Raw genomic sequence first — 13,999 nt, 5'->3', positions numbered from 1 at the left:
AACAGGCCGAACACATGGCTGCTCCGACCAACGCCGCAAGTGAAGATTCTCCTTGCCAACCCGGAGCCGTCCACACACAGCGGACATTGAGTAGGACGCGCTGCTTCCCTGTAACTGCAACCACGGATTTTCTCGCAGCAGATATCCGCAATACGTGCGGTCGCGCGGTCCCCGCGTTTTCTTTTCTCTCCACAGGACCCTGACGACTATCGCGGGAGGGTCGCCATGCCGCTCACACCGCCGTCGTGAGCGCCACCACCATCGCCAGTGTCGCGCGCATCGCGGACACGTTCAGGCTTGATGTGGTGCAGGCGTGACGCCGTGATCGGTCTCATCCACCACGCAGGTCACGGACCACGATCATCGTGCTGGTGTCACGACGCGGCCTTCAGGGTACTGGCTTCAGCCTTTCCACTTGCGCTATCCGCGAAATCACCCGGACCATTTCCTCAGTGCCGCCGTCGGGTGTTACCTCGATGTACCGGACCCCAGCCTTGCGCAGCGCCTCTTTCTTTACAGCATCTCGCGCTGCGGCAGTTCCTTGGTAGTGGCCATGTCCTTGGTATTCAATCGCCGCAATCGGATCGCCACTGCGGGAGACTATGAGGAGGTCAACACGCTTGCTGTTGATCGCGCTGTAGGCCCGCGCATCGCCGCAGGCGAGAACCTCACCCAAGCTCACTTGCGCCATCACCCGCCAGTTGAGGTCCGCAGTGTTGACCGCCCTTTCGGCGGCGTACAAGACCTGAGCCTCCGACCGTGAGAGAAGGGGACGCTTTTCAAACTCTGCACCCATGACGAGGCGAAGCTGCTCTGCTGCGTCAGTGACAGGAGCTGCTTCCCTCTTGAAGGGAACCACTCCGTCAGCTCTTCTCCAACCCGCCTTGAAGGGAACTCCTTCACCTCTTCTCCAACGCGCCTTTCGCTTATGCCATGCTTGACGTGCCAGCCTTGCGCGAAGGCGTTCGCTGCAACGGCCAGCTAGAAATGCGGCCACGGCGATAATGACCACGAGCGAGCCTTGCATGGCGTGGCTTCCCGTGAGGGTCTCGAAAAGGCGCTGAAGTGCCTGTGGCAGATCGCCTTGCAAGGTGGCTTCTCGTAATGGTTTGGAAAAGGCGCAGAGCGCTCGCGTACTGTGTAAGGCCTGAAGGCTCAAAACGTCTTGTTATGATCAGCCAATGTTTTGCGATCTTCGGCCACGACCACCATGCGTGGGCAGCGTCACGACAATGGCAGGCGGTCGTCACGGACAGTGGCCACGCCAGCGTCGAGCACGCCACCATCACCACGGACAGGGACCAGGCGACAGGCAGGCGTCAGAGCCCGCAGGAAGGCCCCACAGCGCGCCAGAGCGCAGGGCTACAGGACACCGGGCAGGCCGCGCCAGCGCACACGATGTGAAACTAGGGCCTATTAGGGCCCAGCGGGTTCGGGCGGGCCTACCGTTCGTCCGGCAGAAATCAAAGAAAACCTTTATTTTCAGGCATTTCTTCCATTTTCAACAGGCCGAAAAAACGGCTAGACATCAAGTCGTGTGGTCCTGACGCCCCAATGGCTGGCGTTAAGTTTGCGGGAAACGATCTCGCAAGCGACAGTGACAAAAAGGCCCGGTCTCGCTGGGGAGAGCACGAAGTAAGTCGTAAAACCATCGCGCAGGGAAAGCCGGGTTGTTTCCGGTTACACCTGTGGTCCTACCCCCGTGCTTTTTGTTGCACGGGGCCCATGGGTGCGATCGGCACCCGGCTTTCCCTGCGCCCTCATTTCTCATGGGGGTGGAAAGTGACGCAAGCCTCGGGCGCATCGTGTCGCGAGAATGCGGGTGCATGACCCGCAGCCCCACATCTCACAGCGGTCCAGAATTCAAGGTCGGTCTGGATGGACTCGCGTTATGTTATAATATAACACTGATTGTTGTAATGTAACACTGTTCCCCATGGCGCATACCCATTCCCACGTTCACCACGACGGCCACGCCCACCACGGGCACAGCCACGGCCCGGCCGCGCCGCATCCGGCGCAGGTCGCGCACTGGTCGATCCTGCGCATGACCGTGCCGGCCCGGCTCGCGGCGGCGCTGGCGGTCAGCGCCTGTCTGTGGGGCGCGGTCTGGCTGGCGATGAGGTGAACCATGGCTGCGCTCGTCACATTCCGCGACGTTACGCTCGGCTATGACCGACACCCGGCGGTGCATCACCTCAATGGCGAGGTCGACGCCGGCACGCTGCTCGCCGTCATCGGCCCGAACGGCGCCGGCAAGTCGACCTTGCTGCGCGGCATCGCCGGCGTGCTCAAGCCGCTCTCGGGCGTGATCGATCTCGACGGGCTCGATCACAGGGACATCGCCTACCTGCCGCAGACCGCGGATATCGACCGCAGTTTCCCGATCTCGGTGTTCGACCTCGTCGGCACCGGTCTGTGGCGCGCCACCGGTTTCTTCGGCGGCATCGACAAGGCCGCACGCGAAAAAATCCTGGCTTCGATCGCCGCGGTCGGCCTCAACGGCTTCGAGAACCGCCCGATCGGCTCGCTCTCCGGCGGCCAGATGCAGCGCATGTTGTTCGCGCGCGTGCTGTTGCAGGACGCGCGGCTGATCGTGCTCGACGAGCCCTTCAACGCGATCGATGCCAAGACCACGGCCGACCTGCTTGCGCTGGTCCGCCATTGGCACGGCGAGGGGCGCACCGTGCTCGCGGCGCTGCATGATCTCGACATGGTGCGAAACAACTTCCCGCACACGCTGCTGCTGGCACGCGGGCCCGTCGAGTGGGGACCGACCGCGCAGGCGCTGACGCCCGAGAACCTCATGGTGGCGATGCGGATGTGCGAGGCGTTCGACGACAGCGCCGCCGCCTGCGCCGCCGATCCGCGATCGCGAGCCGCCTGACGCCGATGCTATCAGACGCGCTGATCACGCCGTTCATCGAATTCGAGTTCATGCGCCGCGCGCTCGCCGCCGTGATTGCTCTCTCGCTCGGTGGCGCGCCGATCGGCGTGTTCCTGATGCTGCGCCGGATGAGCCTCGTCGGCGATGCCATGGCGCATGCGATCCTGCCGGGGGCCGCAATCGGCTTCCTGGTCTCCGGGCTCAATCTGTTCGCGATGACGACCGGCGGCCTGATCGCAGGCTTCACGGTGGCGCTGCTTGCCGGCCTGGTCGCCCGCACCACGGAATTGAAGGAGGATGCCTCGCTCGCGACGTTCTATCTGGTCTCGCTCGCGCTTGGCGTCACCATCGTCTCCATCAAGGGCACCAATATCGACCTCCTGCACGTGCTGTTCGGCAACATCCTGGCGATGGACGACCAGACGCTGCTGATGATCGCCTTCAACGCCACCGTCACCATGCTGGTCCTGGCGGTGATCTATCGTCCCCTGGTGATCGAATGCGTCGATCCGGTGTTTCTGCGCACCGTCAGCAGGGCCGGGGCGCCGGCGCATCTCGCGTTTCTCGCGCTGGTCGTGATCAATCTCGTCAACGGCTTCCATGCGCTCGGCACCCTGCTCGGCGTCGGGCTGATGATCCTGCCCGCAGGCATTGCGCGGTTCTGGTCGCGCGACATCACGGCCATGATCTGCATCGCGGTGACGAGCGCCATGCTGTCCGGCTATGCGGGCCTGGTGCTGTCGTACCAGACGCGGATTCCCTCGGGGCCCGCGATCATCCTGGTCGCGGCGGGCTTCTATCTGGTGTCGCTTCTGTTCGGCAATGTCAGCGGTCTCGTGCGGCAGCTGTTCCCCGGCCGCCATCTCGAGGCGTGACGGCGATGCGGCGCTTGTTCTGGATCGTCTGTCTCGCGCTCGTCGAGGCCACCGGCGCGGCGCGGGCGGAAAGCCGGGTGAGTGTCGTTGCGAGCTTCTCGATTCTTGCCGACATGGTCCGCAATGTCGGCGGGGACCGCGTGGACGTGGTCGCCCTTGTGGGGCCCGACAGCGACGTGCATGTCTACGCGCCGACGCCGGCCGATGCGAAGAAGGTCGTCGACGCGAAACTTCTCGTGATCAACGGCCTCGGGCTCGAGGGCTGGCTGCCGCGGTTGTTGCAGGCCTCCGGCGGCAAGGCGGCGATCACGGTCGCAACCGCGGGCATCGCCCCCTTGAAGATCGGCAGCGCGGCCGATCCGCATGCTTGGCAATCCGTGGTCAATGCGAAGCTCTATGTCGCCAACATCCGCGACGCGTTGATCGCGGTCGGCCAGGCGGATGCCGACACCTTCAGCGCCAATGCTGAGGCCTATCTGGCGAAGCTGGAGGCGCTCGACCGCGAGGTGCGGGAAGCGGTGGCGAACATTCCGCAGGCGCGGCGCAAGGTGATCTCAACCCATGGCGCCTTCGGCTATTTCGCGGCCGCCTACGGCATCCAGTTCGTCGCGCCGCTCGGCGTGTCCACGGAATCGGAGGCCAGCGCACGCGATATCGCCGCCATCATCACCCAGGTCAAACAAGCGAAAATTCCGGCAGTTTTTCTCGAAAATATCAGCGATCCGCGCCTGATCGAACGGATAGCCGCCGAGACCGGCGCCCGGATCGGGGGCACCCTTTATTCGGACAGTTTGACGGGCGAAAAGGGCAAAGCACCCACTTACATTGACATGGTGAGGCACAATATAAAGACCCTGACCAGCGCGCTCGCCAACTAGGGGCAGGGGCCTCCCTGCCGGGTTGAGCGCTCCCCAAGCATGATCCGGAAAAGTGGGAACCGGTTTTCCGAAAAGATCGTGCTCAAACAAAGAGATGAGGTCATGATGCGATTTCGCATCATGGCCTCGAAATCCCTTTCGGAGTTGTTATGGCTGAAGCTTCGCAAAAGATTCCTGTGACCGTGCTGACGGGGTATCTCGGCGCCGGCAAGACCACGCTGCTCAACCGCATCCTGTCGGAGAACCACGGCAAGAAATACGCCGTTATCGTCAACGAATTCGGCGAAATCGGCATCGACAATGATCTGATCATCGGCGCCGATGAAGAAGTGTTCGAGATGAACAACGGGTGCGTCTGCTGCACGGTGCGCGGCGATCTCGTCCGCATCATGGACGGCTTGATGAAGCGCAAGGGCAAGTTCGACGCCATCATCGTCGAGACCACCGGCCTCGCCGATCCCGCGCCGGTGGCGCAGACCTTCTTCGTCGACGAGGACGTGCAGAGGAACGCGCGCCTCGACGCCGTCGTCACCGTCGCCGACGCCAAGTGGCTGAGCGATCGTCTGAAGGACGCGCCCGAGGCGAAGAACCAGATCGCCTTTGCCGATGTCATCGTGCTGAACAAGACCGACCTCGTGTCGAAGCCCGAGCTTGCCGAGGTCGAGGCCCGCATCCGCGGCATCAACCCCTACGCCAAGCTGCACCGCACCGAACGCTGCAAGGTGGCGTTGGCCGATGTGCTGGAGCGCGGCGCGTTCGATCTCGATCGCATCCTCGAGATCGAGCCGGACTTCCTGGAGACCGGCGACGACCACGATCACGATCATCACGACCACGACCATGCTCATCACCATCATGATCACGGCCATGACCATGGCGGGCTGAAGCACTATCACGACGAGGACATGCAATCGCTGTCGCTGCGCTCGGACAAGCCGCTTGATCCGACCATGTTCATGCCGTGGCTGCAGCAGCTCGTTGCGAACGAAGGTCAGAAGATCCTGCGCTCGAAGGGCATCCTCGCCTTCGCCGGCGACGACGACCGCTACGTCTTCCAGGGCGTCCACATGATGCTCGAGGGCGATCACCAGCGGAAATGGAAGGATGGCGAGCGGCGCGAGAGCCGGGTCGTCTTCATCGGTCGCGATCTGCCGGAGCAGGCGATCCGCGACGGCTTCGAGAAGTGCATCACCACGTGATGAGCGAGTTCGATCCGGGCGAAGGGCCCTCCATCGTTTCGATCACCGACCGCGTCAAGCCGCTCGCGCTCGGCGTGGCCGTGAGTTCGGTGCATTTCCTTGGCGACCGCGCCTGCTTCGTCGGTGCCGAGGAGACGATCGCGATCGCGACCGGCGAGGGCGAGGTTACGCAGACGCCCGTGCATGGCGGCGCCATCCTTTGTTCGGTGTCCGATGGGAAGCGGCTTGTCACCGGCGGTGACGACGGCAAGCTGGTCGCGCTCGACGCCAAGGGCGAGACGAGCACGATCGCGACTGATGCCAGGCGGCGCTGGATCGACAATGTCGCGCTGCATGGCGATGGCGCAGTGGCGTGGTCGGCCGGCAAGACGGCCTTCGTCCGGAGTGCGAAGGGCGAGGACAAGAGCTTCGAGGTGCCGTCCACTGTCGGCGGGCTCGCCTTTGCGCCAAAGGGGCTGCGGCTTGCGATCGCGCATTATGGCGGCGTGACGCTGTGGTTTCCCAACATGGCGGCCAATCCGGAGTTTCTGGAATGGGCCGGTTCGCACCTCGCCGTCACCTTCAGCCCCGACAACAGATTTCTGGTAACCGCGATGCACGAGCCGGCGATGCATGGCTGGCGGCTCGCCGACAACCGCCATATGCGGATGAGCGGCTATCCCGGGCGCGTGCGCTCGATGTCATGGAGCGCGGGCGGCAAGGGGCTTGCGACCTCCGGCGCCGACACCGTGATCGTCTGGCCGTTCGCCAGCAAAGACGGCCCGATGGGCAAGGAGCCGGCGATGCTGGCGCCGTTGCCGGCGCGTGTCTCGGTGGTCGCCTGTCATCCGAAAAACGACATCATGGCGGCGGGCTATGGCGACGGCACCGTGCTGATGATCCGCCTCGAGGACGGCGCGGAAATCCTGGTGCGCCGGAACGGCGGCGCCGCCGTGTCGGCACTGGCGTGGAATGCCAAGGGCACGCTGCTCGCCTTCGGCGCGGAAGATGGTGACGCGGGCCTCCTGGAAATGTAAGAGATCGGCGCGTCGAGCCGGGGCAGCGCCATGCAATTTCTTGCGACATTCCAGAGCGCCGATTTCGTCGATACGGTGGTTAGCCTGGTTTCCGCCTTCGTGCTCGGCACCTTGATCGGGGCGGAGCGGCAGTACCGGCAGCGCACCGCGGGGTTGCGCACCAATGTGCTGGTCGCGGTCGGCGCGGCCGCCTTCGTCGACCTGGCGATGCATTTGTCGGGGCCGGACGGCGGAGTGCGGGTGATCGCCTATGTCGTGTCGGGGATCGGCTTCCTCGGCGCCGGCGTCATCATGAAGCAAGGCATGGACGTGCGCGGCCTCAACACCGCGGCGACCCTGTGGGCGTCCGCCGCGGTCGGCTCCTGCGCCGGCGCCGACATGGTCGCGCAGGCGGTGGTGCTGACGGTCTTTATCATCGCCGGCAACACGCTGTTGCGCCCGCTGGTCAACGCCATCAACCGCATCCCGCTCGACGAGAAGGCTTCGGAGGCGACCTACTATTTCAAGCTCGCGGTCACCACGGAAGCCCTGCCCGCCATGCGCGACCGTTTGGTCGAGAAGCTGGAAGCCGCGAACTACCCGGTCGCCGATGTGAATGTCGTCGAGACGGGTGACGACCTCCTCGAGATCGTTGCGACGCTGGTTGCGACCGCCGTCGATCCTAACGAGTTGAATGCCGTGGTCGTTGACCTGCAGCGCCAGCCTGGCGTCCGTCACGCCACCTGGGAGGTCAGTACCACGGATTGAGGTGCCGTGGCGCACGGTTCCTGCGATCTGACACGTCGGAACCATGCGTTGGCAGGATCGTTGACCTCGCGAACCAGGCGCGGGTGAACGAGATGGCTGCGGACCAAACCGAACGAACGCTGCGGAAAGATATGCTGATCGCCGCCGGACTGGTGGTCGCGGGATTTGTGATCGTGGGGCTGTCGCTCAGCGCGATCAACGCAGCCCCGCCGGAGCAGGTGGCGCAGGCGACGCAGCCGCTGCAAGGTGCTCCGGCGGCGCCGCAGACCAATCCGCCGCCGGCCGAATCGAAGCCCGGCGGCGAGCGTCCGACGACGCCGGCACCGGAGCCCGCGCGTCCCGATGCCGAGGCGCAAAAGGCTGGAGCGGCGCCGGTGCTGCCGCCGGCGCCCGCGGAAAAGACCGCGCCGCCGATCAAGCAGAAGTAGCGCAAGGCGCGGTCAATGTGACGCGGGTTTGACGATCGATGCCGATTTTACGGTCTCGCCTCCGGCCGCGGCCCGCCCCATAATCGGTCGTCACGCAAACGACCAACGGGGCCTTCCATGAAGATCGAGGATATCAGGCGCACCGCCTATTCGATGCCGCTCACCAACCCGTCGTTTCCACCAGGGCCGTATCGTTTCTTCAACCGCGAATATTTTGTCATCACCTACCGGACCGACGCGGAAGCGCTCGCGGCCGTGGTGCCGGAGCCGCTCGAGGTCGCGGAGCCCGTAGTGAAATACGAATTCATCCGCATGCCCGACTCGACCGGTTTCGGCGACTACACCGAGACCGGGCAGGTGATCCCGGTCCGCTTGAAGGGCGAGGACGGCGTCTATGTGCACTCGATGTATCTCGACGACGAAGGCCCGATTGCCGGCGGCCGCGAGCTCTGGGGCTTTCCGAAGAAGCTCGCGAGACCGAAGATCGAGGTCGAGAGCGACGTGCTCGTCGGCACGCTCCATTACGGCTCGGTGCTCTGCGTCTCGGCGACCATGGGCTACAAGCACCGCAAGGTCGACCATGACGCCGTGCTGAAATCGATGAAAGCGCCGAACTTCATGATCAAGATCATCCCGCATGTCGACGGCAGCCCGCGAATCTGTGAGCTGGTGCGCTACTATCTCGAGGACATCACGCTGAAGGAGGCCTGGACCGGGCCCGCCGCGCTCGGCCTGTTCCCCCATGCGCTCGCCGACGTCGCGCGGCTGCCGGTGCGCGAAGTCATGTCGGCAACGCACTTCAAGGCCGATCTGACGCTCGGACTTGGGACCGTGGCATTCGACTACATGGCGAAGTGATCCGTGCCAAACTGTCATGCCCCGCAGAGGCGGCATGACAGTTCGTTGACGGCGGGTAACGACGGCTCTTGGGCTCAGCGAACAAGAACGTTCCTGAACTGCCAGGGATCAGAGGTGTCGACATCCTCGGGGAAGAACCCCGGCCGATCATGCAGCGGGGTCCAGTCGGTGTAGATTCCCTTTACCGGGCCGAGATACGGCATCTGGATTTCGAGGCAGCGGCGGAAATCCAACTCGTCGGCTTCGACGATGCCGGCTTGCGGATTTTCCAGCGCCCACACCATGCCGGCGAGCACGGCGGACGATACCTGCAGGCCGGTCGCATTCTGGTAGGGCGCGAGGCGGCGGGTCTCCTCGATCGTCAGCTGCGAGCCGTACCAATAGGCATTCTTGGCGTGGCCGTAGAGCAGCACGCCGAGCTCGTCCATGCCATCCTCGATCTCGTTCTCGCCGAGAATGTGCCATTTCGGCTGCATCTTGCCGGCCGCGCCGAACATCTCGTGCAGCGACAGCACCGCGTCGTCGGTCGGATGATAGGCATAGTGGCAGGTCGGACGGTAGATCACCTTGGAGCCGTCGCGCACGGTGAAATAGTCCGCGATCGAGATCGACTCGTTGTGGGTGACGAGGAAGCCGTATTGCGAACCGGGCGTCGGGCACCACGAACGCACGCGGGTATTGGCCCCGGCCTGCTCCAGATAGATCGCGGCCTGGCAGCCATGCGAATGCTCGCGGCCGTTCTCCGGCATCCATTTCTCATGGGTGCCCCAGCCGAGCTCGGCGGGCTGCATACCCTCGGAGACGAAGCCTTCGACCGACCAGGTGTTGACGAACACGCTCATCGGCTTCGGCCGCTTGGCGCGCTGGGTATCGCGCTCGGCCACGTGGATGCCCTTGACGCCGAGCTTGCGAGCGAGCTGGGCCCAACCCTCGCGGCTGTTGGGCTCGTTGAACTCGGTTCCGGTATCGCGTGCGATGTCGAGCAGCGCCCGCTTGACGAACCAGGACACCATGCCGGGGTTAGCCCCGCAGGTCGAGACCGCCGTCGGTCCCCCCGGGCGCTTGCGCTTGGCGGCGAGAAGTGACTCGCGCAGCACGTAGTTGGTGCGACCCTCCAGCCCGACGCTTTTGTCGAAATAGAAGCCGGTCCAGGGCTCGACGACGGTGTCGATGTAGAGCGCACCGATCTCCTGGCACAGCGTCATGATATCGACCGAAGAGGTGTCGACCGAGAGGTTGACGCAAAAGCCCTGGCCGCCGCCGGCGGTGAGCAGCGGCGTCAGAACCTCTCGGTAATTGTCGCGCGTGACGCCCTGCTTGATGAAGCGCACGCCGTGCTCCTTCGCGAGCGCGCCATCTTCATGCGGATCGATGATCACGAAGCGCGACTTGTCATAGTCGAAATGACGCTCGATCAGGGGCAGGGTGCCTTTGCCGATTGAGCCGAAGCCGATCATGACAATGGGACCGGAAATCTTGGCGTGGATCTGCGAGGAGGGGCTCATCAATTTTCTCCAGGAGAGTGCCTAGCGGCAATGATTGGAATGGATCAGGCGGTACGTCGCTTCGCGGTGACTTCGACCTCGACCTTCATCTCGGGCTTCAGGAGCCCGACGACGATGAGCAGTGTCGCGGCCGGGCGGATGTCGCCAAAAACCTCGCCGCAGACTGCGAAATGCGCGTCAGCGTCCTTGACGTCGGTGAGGTAGTAGGTCGCGCGGACGATGTCGGCCATCGCGAAGCCGCCCTCCTTGAGGGCAGCCTCGATGGTCTTGAAGCAGTTACGTGACTGGCTCGTGACATCGGCGGGCATGGTCATCGTCGTGTAGTCGTAGCCCGTGGTTCCGGCGACGAAGGCAAAGTCGCCGTCGATCACGGCGCGACTGAAGCCGGCGGTCTTTTCAAAGGGCGAACCAGTGGAAATCAGGCGACGGGACATGTTCGGACCTCGACTGAAAAGGGAGCTTGAAGCGGGTTTACGGGCTTTCCGCCCGATTGTGCAACCACCGATGATCTCAACGGGACTGTTGGGTCGTGTCCGACGGGGTCGGCGGCGCGCCGCTCCAACGCCGGACCAGGATGTCCCTGACGATCATGACCGAGATCAGGACCAGCATGACCGAGGTGACGAGGCTGCACGGTCGTGGGCGCACGGAATTGGTTGCGAAAAGCTTCTCCGACATGGCGGCCGCCTCAAGCCGCCTGCGGCAGGACGAAGGGTGCCTTCCTGGCGCGGACGCGGGGCGTCGTTGCTTTCGAGAGTGGCGCGCCGGTCGGTGTGATCATGCCCCAGGCGCCGTCGAGTGCTCCTTCAGTGAGTTCGAGACCGAGCAACCGCTCGCGCTCGAACGTGCCGGGCAGCGACAATTCGCCGGTCTTGGCCGTTGAGAAGCCGAAGCGCGCGTAATAGGGGGCGTCGCCGAGCAGGATCACCGCGTCGTGGCCGCGCGCCTTGGCGGCCGCCAGCGCACGCTTCATCAGCGCGGCGCCGACGCCGAGGCCGCGGGCGGCAGCGTCCACCGCCAGCGGCCCCAGCATCAGCGCGCTGCGGTCCCCCGCGCTGACGTGCCACAACCGCACGGTTCCAACCAGCCGGCCGTCTGGGCGCACCGCCGACAGGCAAAGGCCTTCGGCGGGCGCGCGTCCGTCGCGCAGGCGCTGGCAGCTGCGCGTATGGCGGTTGTCGCCAAAGCAGGCATCCAGCAGCGCTTCGCGCGCGACGGCGTCCGAAGCTCGTTCCGCACGGATCGCGAACGGAGCGGCATTCCGGATGAGGGCAACGGGGGTGTTCCGTCTTGCAGTCATGGCACGTCAGTCCCCGCTTGCGACGGCTGCTCGTGCGCCGCGGCAAGCGTCGTTCAGAAATTCGAAAATGGTCAGGGGAGGAGCCGGCTGGCCGGCTCCCGGTTCGTCAGGCCTCGAAAAGGAGGCGGGTCAGATGTGGTAGGTTCTCAGCGGCGGAATGCCGTTGAAAGCGACCGACGAGTAGGTCGACGTATAGGCGCCGGTACCTTCGATCAGCAGCTTGTCGCCGATCTCGAGCGTCACCGGGAGCGGATACGGCAGCTTCTCGTACAGCACATCGGCGCTGTCGCAGGTCGGACCCGCGATCACGCACGGCGTCATGTCCGCTCCGTCATGCGGAGTGCGGATGGCGTAGCGGATCGACTCGTCCATGGTCTCGGCGAGGCCACCGAACTTGCCGATGTCCAGGTACACCCAGCGCACCTCGTCCTCGTCGCTCTTCTTGGAGATCAGAACGACTTCGGTCTCGATGATGCCGGCATTGCCGACCATGCCGCGGCCCGGCTCGATGATCGTCTCCGGGATCTGGTTGCCGAAATGCTTGCGCAGCGCACGGAAGATCGAGCGGCCGTACTGTACGACCGGAGGAACGTCCTTGAGGTACTTGGTCGGGAAACCGCCACCCATGTTGACCATGGAGAGATTGATCCCGCGCTCGGCGCAGTCGCGGAACACGGTCGAAGCCATCGCCAGCGCGCGGTCCCACGCCTTCACCTTGCGCTGCTGCGAGCCGACATGGAAGGAGATGCCGACCGGCTCGAGCCCCAGGCGCTTGGCGAGATCGAGCACGTCGACCGCCATCTCGGGATCGCAGCCGAACTTGCGCGACAGCGGCCACTCGGCGCCGGCGCAGTCATAGAGGATGCGGCAGAACACCTTCGCGCCGGGCGCGGCGCGCGCGATCTTCTCGACCTCGGCCGCGCAATCGACCGCGAACAGGCGAATGCCGAGCGCGAAGGCACGCGCGATGTCGCGCTCCTTCTTGATCGTGTTGCCAAAGGAGATGCGATCCGGCGTCGCACCCGCGGCCAGCGCCATCTCGATCTCCGCCACCGTCGCCGTGTCGAAGCAGGAGCCGAGCGAGGCCAGCAGCGACAGCACTTCCGCCGCCGGGTTGGCCTTCACCGCGTAGAACACGCGGCTGTCCGGCAACGCCTTCGCGAAGGTCTGGTAGTTGTCGCGCACGACTTCGAGGTCGACGACGAGGCACGGCTCGGTGTCGCGGCCCTCGTTGCGGCGGTGGCGCAGGAATTCCTGGATACGTTCGGTCATGGCACTCTCCAACGGCCCCAGCGACGGGATCCGCTCAAACGTGACGCCGGATAAGAGCGCTCTGGCCACGCTGCGCGATGGAGGCGCAGGGAAGCCACAAGACTCAAACCAGACTGTGCTGCCGTGGATTGGTTGGGAGAGTTTCCCGCCCGCTCACCTGGCAATGAAGGACAAGCCTTTTCAGTAGCCCGGGCCGGCGTTGGACCGCCGGTAGAGACCAAAAAAGCCCGCTCCGTCGTTGCTTTAAGTCGCGTCCCCCGCTGAGAGCGGGGTGCGCCGGTTCGCCTCCGGCTGCCAGTCACGGTTGCAAGGAGTGGTGAGACCTTCAACGGCATCCCTGGAGAGAGATGCTGGCCGCCTTTGTTGTCCTGGTGGACGTGAGCGACCCTCGGTTCTTCCATCCCTTGGCGGCTGTCCGGCCTCTTGTCCGGATACCTACCGACTGACACACGACCACAGGCACGTGCGAAATTGGGCAAGCGAGGAAATAAGTCTTTTGACTCTGCTGCGCAAGATTTTTTTTGCAATCGCGACAAATTTCCCTAACGCGAGCTTGCGATGTCGCTCGCGTCGTGCGCCAGGCGACGCTGGCGATGAACGGCCGTTAAGATTGACTAACGAAGCGTGTGCGTTTGAGCCCTGTGCCGCAGCGCTTTCTTGAATCGCGCGTCAGGCGCGGCGCGTGAACGGCTCGACGCGCTGCGCCGCGCGGATGAAGGCGATCATGATCAGCACGCCGACGCCGAACAGCACGGCCTGCAGGATGTGGGCGCCGGTGTCGTTGAGCCCGAACAGAATTGCCAGCGCCCAGCCGCCGGCAAACGCCGCGCCGAACACTTCCGCGCCGATCAGGATCGCCGCGCTGATCACGGTGATGACGCTCGGCCAGACGATCTCGCTCTTGCTTGAGGCGGAAGGCTGCATGCTCATGGGACAGGTCCTGTTCAGGGGGCGCAATCTCTCCGAAAAGGGTCCATCTATCAAGCGCAAAAGGCCCAAAAATGCCGCATCGCGTGATATAGATTGGGGTTTCA

17 protein-coding genes are annotated in these 13,999 nt (G+C 64.3%); 10 read left to right on the top strand and 7 right to left on the bottom strand.

Annotated elements, in window-relative coordinates:
- Window positions 1-388: 388 nt before the first annotated feature.
- Window positions 389-796, bottom strand: coding sequence for a DUF2726 domain-containing protein (locus JQ553_RS34670; protein ID WP_283817296.1), 408 nt, complete (start codon window positions 794-796; stop codon window positions 389-391).
- A 374-nt stretch (window positions 797-1,170) separates the two neighbouring features.
- Between JQ553_RS34670 and JQ553_RS27750 the strand changes: the two genes are divergently transcribed.
- The 10 genes from JQ553_RS27750 (at window position 1,171) to JQ553_RS27705 (ending at window position 8,888) form a co-directional block, all read left to right on the top strand.
- Complete coding sequence (locus JQ553_RS27750) at window positions 1,171-1,404, top strand: hypothetical protein (RefSeq protein WP_212503218.1); 234 nt, start codon at window positions 1,171-1,173, stop codon at window positions 1,402-1,404.
- A 532-nt stretch (window positions 1,405-1,936) separates the two neighbouring features.
- Window positions 1,937-2,128: a hypothetical protein gene (locus JQ553_RS27745; protein WP_212503217.1), complete on the top strand. Its 192-nt coding sequence runs from the start codon at window positions 1,937-1,939 to the stop codon at window positions 2,126-2,128.
- A gap of 3 nt (window positions 2,129-2,131) precedes the next feature.
- The gene (locus JQ553_RS27740; protein WP_212503216.1) at window positions 2,132-2,887 is read left to right on the top strand and encodes a metal ABC transporter ATP-binding protein; all 756 of its coding nucleotides are present in this window, start codon (window positions 2,132-2,134) and stop codon (window positions 2,885-2,887) included.
- Between the two features lie 5 nt (window positions 2,888-2,892).
- Complete coding sequence (locus JQ553_RS27735; RefSeq protein ID WP_212503215.1) at window positions 2,893-3,762, top strand: metal ABC transporter permease; 870 nt, start codon at window positions 2,893-2,895, stop codon at window positions 3,760-3,762.
- A 5-nt stretch (window positions 3,763-3,767) separates the two neighbouring features.
- Window positions 3,768-4,640, top strand: a complete 873-nt coding sequence (locus JQ553_RS27730) for a metal ABC transporter substrate-binding protein (RefSeq protein WP_212503214.1) — start codon at window positions 3,768-3,770, stop codon at window positions 4,638-4,640.
- A 149-nt stretch (window positions 4,641-4,789) separates the two neighbouring features.
- Window positions 4,790-5,839, top strand: coding sequence for a GTP-binding protein (locus JQ553_RS27725; protein ID WP_212503213.1), 1,050 nt, complete (start codon window positions 4,790-4,792; stop codon window positions 5,837-5,839).
- Window positions 5,839-6,855 (top strand): WD40 repeat domain-containing protein, encoded by a 1,017-nt coding sequence (locus JQ553_RS27720; protein WP_212503212.1) that lies wholly within the window; start codon window positions 5,839-5,841, stop codon window positions 6,853-6,855. Before JQ553_RS27725 ends, JQ553_RS27720 begins: the two co-directional genes overlap by 1 nt.
- A 30-nt stretch (window positions 6,856-6,885) precedes the next feature.
- Window positions 6,886-7,602, top strand: a complete 717-nt coding sequence (locus JQ553_RS27715; RefSeq protein WP_212503211.1) for an MgtC/SapB family protein — start codon at window positions 6,886-6,888, stop codon at window positions 7,600-7,602.
- Window positions 7,603-7,694: 92 nt separating this feature from the next.
- Window positions 7,695-8,030, top strand: coding sequence for a hypothetical protein (locus JQ553_RS27710; RefSeq protein ID WP_212503210.1), 336 nt, complete (start codon window positions 7,695-7,697; stop codon window positions 8,028-8,030).
- Between the two features lie 117 nt (window positions 8,031-8,147).
- Window positions 8,148-8,888, top strand: a complete 741-nt coding sequence (locus JQ553_RS27705; RefSeq protein ID WP_212503209.1) for an acetoacetate decarboxylase — start codon at window positions 8,148-8,150, stop codon at window positions 8,886-8,888.
- Window positions 8,889-8,962: 74 nt separating this feature from the next.
- Here JQ553_RS27705 and JQ553_RS27700 read toward each other — a convergent pair whose 3' ends face one another.
- From JQ553_RS27700 to JQ553_RS27675, 6 genes are all read right to left on the bottom strand, one after another.
- Window positions 8,963-10,393 carry a homospermidine synthase gene (locus JQ553_RS27700; RefSeq protein ID WP_212503208.1) on the bottom strand — a complete coding sequence of 477 codons (1,431 nt, stop codon included), beginning with the start codon at window positions 10,391-10,393 and terminating at the stop codon, window positions 8,963-8,965.
- 44 nt (window positions 10,394-10,437) lie between these two features.
- Window positions 10,438-10,827 carry a RidA family protein gene (locus JQ553_RS27695; protein WP_212503207.1) on the bottom strand — a complete coding sequence of 130 codons (390 nt, stop codon included), beginning with the start codon at window positions 10,825-10,827 and terminating at the stop codon, window positions 10,438-10,440.
- 76 nt (window positions 10,828-10,903) lie between these two features.
- On the bottom strand, window positions 10,904-11,071 hold the full coding sequence (locus tag JQ553_RS27690) for a hypothetical protein (protein WP_212503206.1): 168 nt from the start codon (window positions 11,069-11,071) through the stop codon (window positions 10,904-10,906).
- Window positions 11,072-11,081: 10 nt separating this feature from the next.
- The gene (locus JQ553_RS27685) at window positions 11,082-11,693 is read right to left on the bottom strand and encodes a GNAT family N-acetyltransferase (protein ID WP_212503205.1); all 612 of its coding nucleotides are present in this window, start codon (window positions 11,691-11,693) and stop codon (window positions 11,082-11,084) included.
- Between the two features lie 129 nt (window positions 11,694-11,822).
- Window positions 11,823-12,965, bottom strand: coding sequence for a type III PLP-dependent enzyme (locus JQ553_RS27680; protein WP_212503204.1), 1,143 nt, complete (start codon window positions 12,963-12,965; stop codon window positions 11,823-11,825).
- A 669-nt stretch (window positions 12,966-13,634) separates the two neighbouring features.
- Complete coding sequence (locus JQ553_RS27675) at window positions 13,635-13,895, bottom strand: hypothetical protein (protein ID WP_409363095.1); 261 nt, start codon at window positions 13,893-13,895, stop codon at window positions 13,635-13,637.
- Window positions 13,896-13,999: the final 104 nt, after the last annotated feature.

The sequence above is a fragment of the Bradyrhizobium lablabi genome (assembly GCF_018131005.1).
GTDB lineage: Bacteria > Pseudomonadota > Alphaproteobacteria > Rhizobiales > Xanthobacteraceae > Bradyrhizobium > Bradyrhizobium lablabi_D.
Note: the sequence above shows the minus strand (reverse complement) of the source record. Positions and strands in the feature narration are given on the sequence as shown.

Excerpts from the sequence above, each read along its gene's own strand:
- JQ553_RS27685 (WP_212503205.1), bottom strand. The coding sequence starts at position 11,693 with ATGACTGCAAGACGGAACACCCCCGTTGCCCTCATCCGGAATGCCGCT.
- JQ553_RS27735 (WP_212503215.1), top strand. The coding sequence starts at position 2,893 with ATGCTATCAGACGCGCTGATCACGCCGTTCATCGAATTCGAGTTCATG.
- JQ553_RS27680 (WP_212503204.1), bottom strand. The coding sequence starts at position 12,965 with ATGACCGAACGTATCCAGGAATTCCTGCGCCACCGCCGCAACGAGGGC.
- JQ553_RS27715 (WP_212503211.1), top strand. The coding sequence starts at position 6,886 with ATGCAATTTCTTGCGACATTCCAGAGCGCCGATTTCGTCGATACGGTG.
- JQ553_RS27745 (WP_212503217.1), top strand. The coding sequence starts at position 1,937 with ATGGCGCATACCCATTCCCACGTTCACCACGACGGCCACGCCCACCAC.
- JQ553_RS27740 (WP_212503216.1), top strand. The coding sequence starts at position 2,132 with ATGGCTGCGCTCGTCACATTCCGCGACGTTACGCTCGGCTATGACCGA.
- JQ553_RS27675 (WP_409363095.1), bottom strand. The coding sequence starts at position 13,895 with ATGAGCATGCAGCCTTCCGCCTCAAGCAAGAGCGAGATCGTCTGGCCG.
- JQ553_RS27725 (WP_212503213.1), top strand. The coding sequence starts at position 4,790 with ATGGCTGAAGCTTCGCAAAAGATTCCTGTGACCGTGCTGACGGGGTAT.
- JQ553_RS27705 (WP_212503209.1), top strand. The coding sequence starts at position 8,148 with ATGAAGATCGAGGATATCAGGCGCACCGCCTATTCGATGCCGCTCACC.
- JQ553_RS27700 (WP_212503208.1), bottom strand. The coding sequence starts at position 10,393 with ATGAGCCCCTCCTCGCAGATCCACGCCAAGATTTCCGGTCCCATTGTC.
- JQ553_RS27750 (WP_212503218.1), top strand. The coding sequence starts at position 1,171 with ATGATCAGCCAATGTTTTGCGATCTTCGGCCACGACCACCATGCGTGG.
- JQ553_RS27695 (WP_212503207.1), bottom strand. The coding sequence starts at position 10,827 with ATGTCCCGTCGCCTGATTTCCACTGGTTCGCCCTTTGAAAAGACCGCC.
- JQ553_RS27720 (WP_212503212.1), top strand. The coding sequence starts at position 5,839 with ATGAGCGAGTTCGATCCGGGCGAAGGGCCCTCCATCGTTTCGATCACC.
- JQ553_RS27690 (WP_212503206.1), bottom strand. The coding sequence starts at position 11,071 with ATGTCGGAGAAGCTTTTCGCAACCAATTCCGTGCGCCCACGACCGTGC.
- JQ553_RS34670 (WP_283817296.1), bottom strand. The coding sequence starts at position 796 with ATGGGTGCAGAGTTTGAAAAGCGTCCCCTTCTCTCACGGTCGGAGGCT.
- JQ553_RS27730 (WP_212503214.1), top strand. The coding sequence starts at position 3,768 with ATGCGGCGCTTGTTCTGGATCGTCTGTCTCGCGCTCGTCGAGGCCACC.
- JQ553_RS27710 (WP_212503210.1), top strand. The coding sequence starts at position 7,695 with ATGGCTGCGGACCAAACCGAACGAACGCTGCGGAAAGATATGCTGATC.